This is a genomic window from Neisseria sp. P0020.S005 (assembly GCF_051957055.1).
Taxonomy (GTDB): domain Bacteria; phylum Pseudomonadota; class Gammaproteobacteria; order Burkholderiales; family Neisseriaceae; genus Neisseria; species Neisseria subflava_A.
In genome coordinates, this window is the sequence record NZ_JBQCWV010000015.1 from 26,993 (window position 1) to 39,239 (window position 12,247).

The 12,247-nt window shown below is 47.2% G+C and carries 9 protein-coding genes; 5 read left to right on the forward strand and 4 right to left on the reverse strand.

Annotated elements, in window-relative coordinates:
• Positions 1-774: 774 nt before the first annotated feature.
• The 4 genes from gap to ACTHTU_RS10695 all read left to right on the forward strand — a co-directional run bounded on the left by gap (position 775) and on the right by ACTHTU_RS10695 (position 6,267).
• Positions 775-1,803 (forward strand): type I glyceraldehyde-3-phosphate dehydrogenase, encoded by a 1,029-nt coding sequence (gap, locus tag ACTHTU_RS10680; RefSeq protein WP_440362528.1) that lies wholly within the window; start codon positions 775-777, stop codon positions 1,801-1,803.
• A 100-nt stretch (positions 1,804-1,903) separates the two neighbouring features.
• A complete protein-coding gene (uvrD, locus tag ACTHTU_RS10685) occupies positions 1,904-4,111 on the forward strand; it encodes a DNA helicase II (RefSeq protein ID WP_440362529.1) in 2,208 nt (735 codons plus the stop codon).
• 370 nt (positions 4,112-4,481) lie between these two features.
• Positions 4,482-5,570 carry a hypothetical protein gene (locus ACTHTU_RS10690; RefSeq protein WP_440362530.1) on the forward strand — a complete coding sequence of 363 codons (1,089 nt, stop codon included), beginning with the start codon at positions 4,482-4,484 and terminating at the stop codon, positions 5,568-5,570.
• A gap of 244 nt (positions 5,571-5,814) precedes the next feature.
• Positions 5,815-6,267, forward strand: coding sequence for a DUF1775 domain-containing protein (locus ACTHTU_RS10695; protein WP_440362531.1), 453 nt, complete (start codon positions 5,815-5,817; stop codon positions 6,265-6,267).
• A 154-nt stretch (positions 6,268-6,421) separates the two neighbouring features.
• Here the strand turns inward: ACTHTU_RS10695 and ACTHTU_RS10700 are convergent, their stop codons facing one another.
• Complete coding sequence (locus ACTHTU_RS10700) at positions 6,422-7,915, reverse strand: hypothetical protein (protein WP_440362532.1); 1,494 nt, start codon at positions 7,913-7,915, stop codon at positions 6,422-6,424.
• Positions 7,916-7,925: 10 nt separating this feature from the next.
• The gene (gene polA / locus ACTHTU_RS10705; protein ID WP_440362533.1) at positions 7,926-10,721 is read right to left on the reverse strand and encodes a DNA polymerase I; all 2,796 of its coding nucleotides are present in this window, start codon (positions 10,719-10,721) and stop codon (positions 7,926-7,928) included.
• Between the two features lie 171 nt (positions 10,722-10,892).
• Between polA and ACTHTU_RS10710 the strand changes: the two genes are divergently transcribed.
• Positions 10,893-11,048 (forward strand): hypothetical protein, encoded by a 156-nt coding sequence (locus ACTHTU_RS10710; protein WP_440362537.1) that lies wholly within the window; start codon positions 10,893-10,895, stop codon positions 11,046-11,048.
• A gap of 189 nt (positions 11,049-11,237) precedes the next feature.
• Here the strand turns inward: ACTHTU_RS10710 and ACTHTU_RS10715 are convergent, their stop codons facing one another.
• Both ACTHTU_RS10715 and ACTHTU_RS10720 read right to left on the reverse strand, forming a co-directional pair.
• Positions 11,238-11,636 (reverse strand): PepSY domain-containing protein, encoded by a 399-nt coding sequence (locus tag ACTHTU_RS10715; protein WP_440362534.1) that lies wholly within the window; start codon positions 11,634-11,636, stop codon positions 11,238-11,240.
• A gap of 55 nt (positions 11,637-11,691) precedes the next feature.
• Complete coding sequence (locus tag ACTHTU_RS10720; RefSeq protein WP_440362535.1) at positions 11,692-12,036, reverse strand: hypothetical protein; 345 nt, start codon at positions 12,034-12,036, stop codon at positions 11,692-11,694.
• Positions 12,037-12,247: the final 211 nt, after the last annotated feature.

Consider the following 12,247-nt stretch of genomic DNA (forward strand, 5'->3'; position numbering starts at 1 on the left):
ATGAACCTCTTAAAAGTCGAGTGCCGCCAAGGCCGTTCAGCCTTGCGCGTATATATTTAGGAATCAGGCCGGGCAAGCCGGTCGGTTAAAGTAGATATTCGGACAAGGATAATATCCGGTATAGAGGATGCACCGCTTATGGCCATGCAAACATAATCTGACCTTATCGTAAAAAAATTTAACAGTGTTGACAAGTCATAATTAAATTAAAATCACAAGCAAAATCTTCATACACTACGACTAAAACCTTCATACACTTATTTATATAACACTCAAACACAGCTCAATCCACCGTTTTTCCCTCCCTTGTTCCGACCATTTCCCCTTTGCTAAAAACCGCCCTCCCCTTATCCGGCAAGGAAAAGCAGGAATCCAAGGCGTTTAAATTCCATGTCATCAAAAATGTTCAGACGGCCTTTTACTTTTGCTCCATCAAACCCGGGCCGTCTGAAAATTACACTGTTGTATGTTGTAATCAAAAGCCACACTCAAATTCTGTTTAATATAAACAAAAACAATCCGCCTTTTCCCGTTTCCTTCATTACCATGATTTAAAACGAGCATAAAACACCAAAAATAGAATTAATAAAAAACAAAATTTCAAAAAATACAAAATAACAATAAATTTAAACCTGTATTTCTACTCTAATCATCTACAATCAAAAATAATCGAACCTAAAAATTTCAATAAAACATTAATTACACAGCACTACATTTTTGCTATAATTGCCACCATTCACTCCACAACCCAAACCCAAAAGAAGAGGAAAAGCCATGGGTATCAAAGTTGCCATCAACGGTTACGGCCGCATCGGCCGCCAAGTAGTGCGCGCTATTTTTGACTACAAACTGCAAGACCAACTCGACATCGTTGCCATCAACGCCAGCGGCAGCATCGAGACCAATGCTCACCTGACCAAATTCGACACTGTTCACGGCCGCTTCAACTCTGAAGTTTCCCACGATGAGAAACACCTCATCATCGACGGTAAAAAAATCCCTTACTTCTCTACCCGCAACCCAGCCGAATTGCCATGGGGCGAATTGGGCGTTGACCTGGTCATGGAATGTACCGGTGCGTTCACCAGCAAAGAGAAAGCCAAAATCCACTTGGAAAGCGGCGCGAAAAAAGTGCTAATTTCCGCTCCCGGCGGCGATGACGTTGACGCAACCATCGTTTACGGCGTAAACGACGACGTGATTACCGACGACATGACCGTTATCTCCAACGCGTCTTGTACCACCAACTGCCTGGCGCCTGTGGCCAAAGTGTTGAACGAAAACATCGGTATCGTAAACGGCGTGATGACCACCATCCACGCTCTGACCAACGACCAAACCGTAACCGACGTACGCCACAAAGACCTGCGCCGTGCGCGTAGCGGCGTGGAAAACATGATTCCGACCAAAACCGGCGCGGCAAAAGCCGTCGGCTTGGTATTGCCTGCCCTGAAAGGCAAACTCGACGGCCTCGCCATCCGCGTACCGACCGTCAACGTTTCCCTGGTTGACCTGAGCTTCCAAGCAAGCCGTGAGACTTCTGTCGAAGAAATCAACGCGCTGATGAAAGCCGCTTCCGAAGAAGGCCGTCTGAAAGGCGTTTTGGGTTACAACACCCTGCCGCTGGTTTCTATGGACTTCAACCACACCACCCAAGCCAGCACATTCGACTCTACGCTGACCAAAGTAACCGAAGGCAAAATGGTTAAAGTGTTCGCATGGTACGACAACGAGTGGGGCTTCAGCTGCCAAATGCTGAACACCGCGCGCCGTATGTTCGGTTTGGAAGTACGTCCGTTCTAATCAGCTTCCAACACAAAGGCCGTCTGAAACATCTTTTCAGACGGCCTTTTGTATTTCCTTTAAAATATCGCATTCCCATTTATTTTCAGACGGCCTCTTCATGTTTCCCAACGAATCCGCCCCCAACCTCCTGCAAGGCTTGAACCCCGAACAACTCTCCGCCGTAACCTGGCCGCCGCAATCCGCCCTCGTTTTGGCAGGCGCAGGCAGCGGCAAAACGCGCGTGCTGACCACGCGCATCGCATGGCTGTTGCAAAGCGGGCAAGCCAGCGTACACAGCATCATGGCGGTAACGTTTACCAACAAAGCCGCCAAAGAAATGCAAACCCGTTTGGGCGCGATGATTCCCGTCAACGTCCGCGCCATGTGGCTCGGCACGTTCCACGGTCTCTGCCACCGCTTTCTACGGCTGCACCACCGCGATGCCGGCCTGCCGTCTTCCTTTCAAATCCTTGACAGCGGCGACCAGCTTTCCCTGATCAAACGCCTGCTCAAAAGCCTCAACATCGCCGAAGAAATCATCGCGCCGCGTTCATTGCAAGGCTTTATCAACGCGCAAAAAGAATCCGGTTTGCGCGCTTCCGTATTGAGCGCGCCCGATCCGCACACACGCCGCATGATTGAGTGCTACGCCGAATACGACAAAATCTGCCAACGCGAAGGCGTGGTCGATTTCGCCGAACTCATGCTGCGCAGCTACGAAATGCTGCAAAGCAACGAAATCCTGCGCCAGCACTATCAAAACCGCTTCAACCACATTCTGGTCGACGAGTTTCAAGACACCAACAAGCTGCAATACGCCTGGCTGAAACTGATTGCCGGCAACAACGCCGCCGTCTTTGCCGTCGGCGACGACGACCAAAGCATTTACCGATTCCGCGGCGCAAACGTCGGCAACATGACCGCGCTGATGGAAGAATTCCACATCGACGCGCCCGTCAAACTCGAACAAAACTACCGCTCCGTCGGCAATATCCTCGCCGCCGCCAACGCCGTTATCGAAAACAACGACGAACGCCTCGGCAAAAACCTGCGCACCGACGCCGAAGCAGGCGACAAAATCCGCTACTACTCCGCCTTTACCGACCTCGAAGAAGCCCAATTCATCGTAGACGAAACCAAAGCCCTCGAACGTGACGGCTGGGATTTGGACGAAATCGCCGTCCTCTACCGCGGCAACGCCCAATCCCGCGTCATCGAACAAAGCCTGTTCCGCAGCGGCATCCCCTACAAAATCTACGGCGGCCTGCGCTTTTACGAACGCCAAGAAATCAAACACGCCCTCGCCTACCTGCGCCTCGCCGTCAATCCTGACGACGACAACGCCCTATTGCGCGTGATTAACTTCCCACCGCGCGGCATCGGCGCACGCACCATCGAAAACCTTCAGACGGCCTCAAACGAACAAGGCATCACCCTTTGGCAGGCAGCCTGCAACGCCGGCGCAAAAGCCGCCAAAGTCGCCGCCTTCGTCCGCCTGATTGAAGCCCTGCGCAACCAAGTCGGACAAATGCCCCTGCCCGAAATCATCGTCGGCATCCTCAAAGACAGCGGACTGACCGAACACTACCGAACCCAAAAAGGCGACAACCAAGACCGCCTCGACAACCTCGACGAACTCGTCAACGCCGCCATCGAGTTCAAACCCGAAGACAGCAACTTTGAAACCCTGCCCGAAAACATTTCAGACGACCCCGCCTTCCCCATCCTCGCCTTCCTCAGCAACGCCGCCCTCGAATCCGGCGAAAACCAAGCAGGCGCAGGCGAAAAAGCCGTCCAACTCATGACCGTCCACGCCTCCAAAGGCTTGGAATTTAACGCCGTCTTCCTCACCGGCATGGAAGAAGGCCGCTTCCCCAGCGAAATGAGCCTTGCCGAACGCGGCGGCCTCGAAGAAGAACGCCGCCTCATGTACGTCGCCATCACCCGCGCCCGCAAACGCCTCTACATCACCATGGCGCAACAACGCATGCTGCACGGACAAACCCAATTCGGCATCGTCTCCCGCTTCGTCGAAGAAATCCCGCCCGAAGTATTGCACTACCTGTCCGTCAAAAAGACAACCTACGACAGCTACGGCAGCACGCGCCAAACCGCCGTACAACGGGACAAAATCATCGACGACTTCAAACAGCCGCAAACCTACGCAGGCTTCCGCATCGGCCAAAACGTCCGCCATGCCAAATTCGGCACCGGCGTCATCATCGATGCCGTGGACAAAGGCGAATCCGCCCGACTGACCATCAACTTCGGCAAACAAGGCGTGAAAGAACTGGACACCAAGTTTGCGAAATTGGAAGAGATGTAAAAGGGAGATGGCAGAGGTCGTCTGAAACCTGTAGCGCGGGCTTTGCCTACGAATCAAACTCAAATTTCAGACGACCTCTTTTAGCCGTCATTACCCTGGGCAAAGCCCACGCTACGATGTACACCGACGAGGTAAATACAGTTGCTACGGCTGAAACCTCTGCCGTTATTCCCGAGCAGGCGGGAATCCAGAAGTTTGAAGTCGCAGCAGTCTTGAAGTATTCTCGAAATGCAAGGTCTGGATTCCCGCCTGCTCGGGAATGACGGCATTAAAGAATCAGAAGTTTGTAAATTAAGTCGTTCAAACAAGTGACTGAATTCTTATCTTTGAATCTAAAAAGATTAATCATCAAAAATAGGAAAGGGAAAAAATGGGATTTTTTAGTGAATTGTGTAATGATTTGATCCGTGTAAGAGAAAGTTTGAAACAAGTAGATTCGTCAAGATTGTCAGGCTCAAAACGTGAAGAGCATAATTTAATTTTTATGACAATTTTGTCTATGTTGGAACAGCCTGATTTATGGGAGGAGAGCTGTAAGTTCAACATTCAGAGTCAAGGAAAATGGTTTCGAATTTCTTTGAGAAATCAAAATTTTGCTTCAGAGTCAACGCAGTATTCGGGGATATATGCACGCTTTGTCGCGTTTCTAGTTGAGCTGGATTTATCATTGGGTTTCAATGGACTTACAGATTCAGTCAAAAACAATGAACTTTGTGAGGCGTGGGAAAAGGTAAAACAGAAGGTTTTTTCTAAAGATGATGGTGTTTATTATGCTTTTTATCAGCAACCAATAAGCATATTAAATTTTTATATGAACAATACCGGTTTCAAAACTTTTTTTGATTTTGAAAAGAAAAGTACTGAATTAAAACATACAATTACGACACAAAAGTTGGATATAAATCAATCTATTAGTTTTTATTGGAAAGAACTTAAGAGCAAAGAAAGTGAAGTAACAAAATTAAAAGATAAATTAGATGAATACAAAACAGCTTTCAACTTTGTTGGCTTGTCCCAAGGCTTTGAAAATCTATTGAAACAAAAAAATCTGGCAAAATGGCTGACGTTTGCTGTATTGATACTTTTATCGATTATCACGCTTGCTCCATTATGTTTCAGTTTCTATGAAAAATTTATGGCAGGTGAAAATATTTCTTGGCAATCCATGCTACCCGTCATTGGCTTGGAGTTTATTTTAATTTATTTCTTCAGAGTGGTTTTAAACCATTACCATTCGATACAGACTCAAATCATGCAGTTGGAACTGCGGCAGTCGTTGTGCGAATTTATCCAAAGCTATGCTAAGTACGCAAAAGAAATCAAAACTGATGATAAAGATGCGTTAGAAAAATTCGAAAATCTGATTTTCAGCAGTATCTTATCTAATCCTGATAAAGTGCCGGGTACATTCGATGGCGTGGAAGGGTTAACGTCTTTGCTGAAAGAATTGAAGAAATAAAATTAATTAAAGGCCGTCTGAAAATTTTTCCAGACGGCCTTTTGTCTAAAATACCCATTATTTAATGATTCATCTAGCAATTAATCCATCAGCAATTAGCGAAAATTCCTTATATCCATATTTGATTATTTGTTCTTTATCATACAAATAAAAGATATGCTCATCTGATAGACGTTCTCTACTAGGATTCGGGCAAGCCTTCAACGGTGAGATTTTTATTTATTCTTACAACGGAGATTCCCTAATGAAAATGAAACTATTGTTTTCAGCTTTAGCCTTGTCCGCGTTTATGATGGATGCTCAGGCACATGTGACGATTCGCAATTACGCCAACGGCGTGGACAGTATTGCAGGAAAATCAGACCATTTCCGCCTGAATGTGCCTACCAATCGCGGCAAAGCGGTAACTAAAGTGAAAATGGTTGTTGCTGAAGGCGTTAAATTGTTGTTCGTCCATCCTATGCCGGGTTGGACTTATACGGCCGAGAAAAATGCTGAGGGCAATATCGTCAACATTACTTACAAAGGCCGTATGGAAGCGGGCGAATTTACTGCGTTCCCTTTTATTGCACTCAATCCTAAAGGCGATGTTTCCGTTAAATACAAAGCATATATCACCTACGAAGATGGCGTTGTTGTGCCTTTCGACGGTTCGGAAGAAGCAAAAGGCTATCAACCGACCATCCACCTTCGTTAATCGGCTGCATACACCAGCCTGATTTTTGCAGGTTAAGCTAAACGCTGAATTTATCGGCAATCAGGCTAAATCATACATCTGCCAAATATAAGGCCGTCTGAAAACTAAATGGGTTTTCAGACGGCCTCGGATATGTTTTGAATTCAACCTACAACTACTTAATCAATACACGTTTATCTGCCAATCCTGTCAATCTGGAAAAATTTTCTTTTTGTTTCAATTCACTCCAAGAAAACTTATGCAATTGCTCCCACTTAAAGTCATCTTGCCGAGTTGAAATCCATATCCCTTCAAGCGCAACCAAGCCAAAGCCATCACACCCCAAACGCAAAGCATAAGACTTTGCCTGCAGGAAGGCATCTTTTAACTGTCTTTCATTAGCAATACGATATTTGGCTTCCCAAATAAATCGGGCACTCTCTTCTCCACGTTGATCATTTGCAAATAGAGCATAATCAGGAAAAACACGATCATTACGCCCCATTCTTAAAGTCATCTGCCTTAACCAATCATCTTCATCAAACCCTAATTGTTTCAACAACGGTTCAAGTAAAGTAATTTCTATATCTCGCTCATTACTTAAATTTCTAAAATCAGGCTCATCCAAAAATGGTAATTTTGGCAGTATAGAAACATCAAAGTTTTTAGATTTCAATATCTCTATGATTGCATTGTATTCATCTGATGTACATTCCCTTCCATTCACTCCTTGCATATTGGCTTTAACCAAACCTTTTTCTTTCCAAACTGGGTTACTTTTCAATTCAGATAAATGAATCGTTGGAATGACTATGGGAAAGCCTACCCAAACTCGTTCAGGATAGTAACTAAATGGATCATAGTAGGTAGGAGATACCGCGCGGAAGATAGCTGTCAATCCACTATACGGGGACAAACTATACAATAAAATAATATCCCCTATTTTCGTTTGTGAATTTCCCTGCCAAAAAGTTTGATATTTTTCCCCATTCTTCCTTAATAAATCCGTATCCTCTTTGGTTCCTCCGCTGATATAAATATTGATCGCATCAGGCAATTCATCGGTATTGATAAAGTCAGGTAGGGTTTTTAACGAAAAATCATATAGAAAACAATTTAATTCCATATAATTTAATGAATATTTTTTCCGAAATTCGTATATATCTCGGCATAAATTTCCATAGTAAAGGAAACGATCACGGTATTTCTGTTTACTTAGCGGTATTGGTAAAGGTATATCAAATGACTGAAAAACTCTTTCCAACAAGAAAAACCGGTTAGTAAAAAAATACGGAATATAATGTTCAGGGTCTTTTAGATACAAAAACAATGAAATTCCATCTAACCATGTCAATTTGTCCCTACATTCCTTTTTATCACTTTCAGCAAGAAAAGAATCAACAAATCCTTCAAACTCTTCAATTGCCTGCTCGAGATTCTCAGTACGTTCCCAATCTGAAAAATTTGCTAATAGGTCTTGTATAAAGACAAAAGTTTCTATCCAATAACCTTCGCTTTCCTGTGTATATCCCTGCTTAAATAAGTAAGAGTATATTTCCTTCCATTTTTCTTCTTTTACCCATACAGATAAATTTTCAAAGAAGTTTTTAGTTTCTCTTGCTGAATCAGTTTGCAGATAACAATCAAAAACATAGCGATTAAAATACATACCCATTTCCTCAATGTGCCTCTTCCCAATTCATACCCACGCCCACTTCAGCCACCAGCGGCACGTTCAACATCCCTTCGTCCACTTTCGCCATAATCTGCGGCAGTTTTTCTTTGACTAAATCCAGTTCGGCTTCGGGTACTTCCAACACCAGTTCGTCATGCACCTGCATAATCAGTTTGCTCTTCAGGCCGTCTGAAACCAGCCAGCGGGACACGTCTATCATGGCGCGTTTGATGAGGTCGGAGGCGGTGCCTTGCATGGGGGCATTGATGGCGGCGCGTTCGGCTCCGGCGCGGGCGTTGGCGTTTTTGTTATGGATGTCGGGCAGGTAGAGGCGACGGCCGAACAGGGTTTCGACAAAGCCTTGGGCGGCGGCTTGTTCCTTGGTGCGCTGCATGTATTCGGCGACGCCGGGGTAGCGGGCGAAGTAGCGGTCGATAAAGTTTTTGGCGGAGATGTTATCAATGCCCAATGATTTGGCGAGGCCGTATTGGCCCATGCCGTAAATGAGGCCGAAGTTGATGGTTTTGGCGTAGCGGCGTTGTTGGGACGAGACGTTTTCGGGGGCGGTGCCGAATACTTCGGCGGCAGTACGGCGGTGTACGTCTTCGCCGTTTTGGAACGCGGTAATCAGGGTTTTGTCGCCGGAGAGGTGCGCCATGATGCGCAGCTCGATTTGGGAATAGTCGGCGGAAACGATGACGCTGCCTTGCGGTGCGGTAAAGGCGCGGCGCACGCGGCGGCCTTCGGCGGTGCGGATCGGGATGTTTTGCAGGTTGGGGTTGTTGCTGGCAAGGCGGCCTGTAATGGCGACGGCTTGGGCATAGGTGGTATGCACGCGGCCATCTTTGGGAGAAATCATTTCGGGCAGTTTGTCAGTGTAGGTGGATTTGAGTTTTGCCAGGCTGCGGTTTTGCAGGATGATTTTGGGCAGGGGGTAGTCGGGCGCAAGCTGTTCGAGCACGGCTTCGTTGGTGGAAATGCCGCCTTTGGCGGTTTTTTTCAGACCTTTGGTGGGGATGCCCATTTTGTCGAACAGGATTTCTTGCAGCTGTTTGGGTGAGTTGAGGTTGAACGGCTGGCCTGCGGCGACGTAGGCTTCTTGTTCGAGCTTCATCAGCTCGGCGCCGAGTTCCGCGCTTTGGCGGGCGAGTTCGGCGCGGTCGATTTGTACGCCGTTGCGTTCCATTTCAAACAATACCTGCGCGACGGGCAGCTCCATTTTTTCATACATTTCAAGCTGTTTGGCGTCCATTTGCGCGCGCAGGTGCGCTTCGAGGCGCAGGGCGAAATCGGCGTCTTGGGCGGCGTATTCGGTCGCCTGCCCGATAGCGACGTCGGCAAAACTGATTTGCTTCGCGCCTTTGCCACACAGCGATTCGTAGGTAATGGTTTCCAAGCTGAGCCATCGTTCGGACAATTCGTCCAAACCGTGTCCCAGATGGCTCTCGATGATGTAGGAAGCGAGCATGGAATCGCCGGCAATGCCGTTCAGGGCGATGTCGTAGTTGGCGAAAACGTGTTGATCGTATTTGAGGTTTTGCCCGATTTTTTTCAGGGCTGGGTTTTCCAAATGCGGTTTCAGACGACCTAATACGTCTTGTAAATCGAGCTGTTCTGGCGCGGCGGTCAGGCTGTGTCCTACGGGGATGTAAACCGCTTCGCCTGCTTGGAACGCAATGCTGATGCCGACCAGCGAGGCGTTCATCGCGTCTAGGGACGTGGTTTCCGTATCGATGCCAATTGTGTCTGCCTGCGACAGTTTGTCCAACAAAGTAGCAAACTGCGCTTCGGTGGTAACGGCTTGATAATCCAGTTTTTCAGGGGCTGGGGCAAGTTCGGGTTGTTTTTCAGGCTGTGTTTCCATCGCCAATGCGGCTTGTTCGCCGATATGCTCGCTGCCGAACAAATCTGTGTTTTGCGCTTCGTGTATACGGCTTTCCGCCTCTTTCAGCCAAGTGCGGAAGCCCCAGCGTTTGAAATCGACAACCAGCTGCGCCCATTTAGGCGTAGTACGGCGCAGGCTTTCAAGGCCGTCTGAAAGCTTGGTGTGCAAATCCACATCGGTTTTAATCGTTACTAAGTCATACGACAGCGGCAGTTGTTCCAAAGCAGCTTGCAGGTTTTCGCCGACCTTGCCTTTGACTTCGCCAGCGTGTTCCATCACGCCTGCCAGTGAGCCGTAAGCCTCCAGCCACTTCACCGCCGTTTTCGGGCCGCACTTCTCCACGCCCGGCACATTGTCCACCTTGTCGCCCATCAGCGCGAGATAATCGCGGATTTGGTCGGGACGCACGCCGAATTTTTCCTTAACGCCTTCAATATCCAGCGTTTCACCGCTCATCGTGTTCACCAGCGTTACGCGCTCGTTCACCAACTGCGCCATGTCCTTATCGCCGGTAGATACCACCACGTTCCACCCTGCTTCGCTAGCCATCTTAGCCAAAGTGCCGATAACGTCGTCCGCTTCCACTTGCGGAATCACCAATACCGGCCAGCCCATCAGGCGCACCAAATCCGGCAAGGCTTCCGCCTGCGGGCGCAAATCGTCCGGCATCGGCGGGCGCGTCGCCTTATAGTCGGGGAACATCTCGTGGCGAAAATTTTTGCCCTTAGCGTCAAACACCACCGCGCAATAGTCGTGCACATAATCTGCCCTCAACCGGCGCAGCATGTTCAACACGCCATACATCGCCCCCGTCGGCGCGCCGTCGGGCGCAGACAAATTCTGCCCCATGGCATGATAGGCGCGGTAAAGATAAGAAGAGCCGTCAACGAGAAGGAGTGTGGGTTTATTGGACATGGAGAACCTGCTGTGTGTATGAAAATAATGTACGGATTATAAAGGAAAAGGCCGTCTGAAAACCGAAAATAAGGTTTCAGACGGCCTTAAATATACGGTTTTAAGCATTGCGCCCCAGAATCCCATATTGGATATTTTTATTCAAATGAATACAAACCAAAACAAACGAATATGAAAGCAACGAACCGTATCTCAATCAGTGTGCGCATTACTCAAGAAGATGCCGATTTTATTGCTGAACGCAAAATGGAAGGTGCGAATACGCCATCTGAAAAATCCATGAATTGCTCAAGCCGGTGTGCTTGGCGCATCCCGGATAAAGTTTAAAAATTTCCTCAAACATCGTCCTTTTCTCATTGTGTATGTTTTTGGGGCTTGGATGTTTATGAAAATCTGATTGCATTTCTTCGTTATATAAAATAAGCCAAGTTTTCAGACGATCTTCTTTATCGGAAAGGTCGTCTGAAAAGAAAAATGCCGCGTGGAGCTTATCCTTGCGGCGTGTGGCGGAACAAATCAATAGTCGATATGTTCGCTGATAATCTTCAGGTCAGGCCATGAAAAGATGATGTCGTATTCGTGTCCGTTTTTGAAGCCTTCAGCTTTCAGTACGGGACGGCCAATATGATCGTCGGCTTCAATTTCATGCACGATGTAACCGCGTTGTTCAAGTATCCGCATCACTTGTGCACGTTTTTGCTCGAAAGACGGATTGCTGTAAATTTTATATTCGATGTAATCATCATCGTAATACTTGCCGTCGCGGTAACGGTAGTCGTCATAACGGTCATAACGCTGCTCGTAACGGTCGGTGCGATCAGTACGATAGTTGTCATCATAGTTGTAAGAATTAGGGGCGGCACAAGCGGTCAGTGCGATACTACCTAAGAGTAATGCTGATAAAAGTTTTTTCATATCGTATCCTTTCGGGACGTAGGGGTAAGTCAAATAAAGAATATTCGGAAGCTGATTATAAATCAACGCGTTCTTCGATAATGTTCAAATCGGGATAAGACATCACGATTTTGTATTCCAAGCTGCCTTTGTAGGCTTCAAATTCCAAAACAGGTCTTGCCCAATGTAGGTCAGTGTCAGAATCGTGGACTTTGTAGCCTCTGTTATGCAGGATAGACAAAGCGCGGTCGTGGTGTTGCGCGAACGCCGGATCTGTCTCCATACCGTATTGGGCGTAGTCTTCGTAAAGATCAAAACCTTCTGTTGCAAGAAAAATGGCGCAAACAACGGCGACTGGAAATAGTAATTTCTTCAAAAGCAGGTTGGACGGTTTTGTATATTGCGACCCAGAATGTTTCATTCCGTTCCCTTTGTGTCTGTTGTTGGTATAGACATTTAAACACGCAGGACTTAGGGAAAAATTAGGAGCGTTTTCAGACGGCCTGAGACCTTTGCAAAATTCCCCAAAATCCCCTAAATTCCTACTAAGACATTTAGGGGATTTTCCATGAGCACCTTCTTCCAGCAAACCGCACAAGCCATGATTGCCAAACACATCGACCGTTTCCCAC

Coding starts and splice junctions, on each gene's coding strand:
- gap (WP_440362528.1), top strand. CDS start 775: ATGGGTATCAAAGTTGCCATCAACGGTTACGGCCGCATCGGCCGCCAA.
- uvrD (WP_440362529.1), top strand. CDS start 1,904: ATGTTTCCCAACGAATCCGCCCCCAACCTCCTGCAAGGCTTGAACCCC.
- ACTHTU_RS10690 (WP_440362530.1), top strand. CDS start 4,482: ATGGGATTTTTTAGTGAATTGTGTAATGATTTGATCCGTGTAAGAGAA.
- ACTHTU_RS10695 (WP_440362531.1), top strand. CDS start 5,815: ATGAAAATGAAACTATTGTTTTCAGCTTTAGCCTTGTCCGCGTTTATG.
- ACTHTU_RS10700 (WP_440362532.1), bottom strand. CDS start 7,915: ATGTATTTTAATCGCTATGTTTTTGATTGTTATCTGCAAACTGATTCA.
- polA (WP_440362533.1), bottom strand. CDS start 10,721: ATGTCCAATAAACCCACACTCCTTCTCGTTGACGGCTCTTCTTATCTT.
- ACTHTU_RS10710 (WP_440362537.1), top strand. CDS start 10,893: ATGAAAGCAACGAACCGTATCTCAATCAGTGTGCGCATTACTCAAGAA.
- ACTHTU_RS10715 (WP_440362534.1), bottom strand. CDS start 11,636: ATGAAAAAACTTTTATCAGCATTACTCTTAGGTAGTATCGCACTGACC.
- ACTHTU_RS10720 (WP_440362535.1), bottom strand. CDS start 12,036: ATGAAACATTCTGGGTCGCAATATACAAAACCGTCCAACCTGCTTTTG.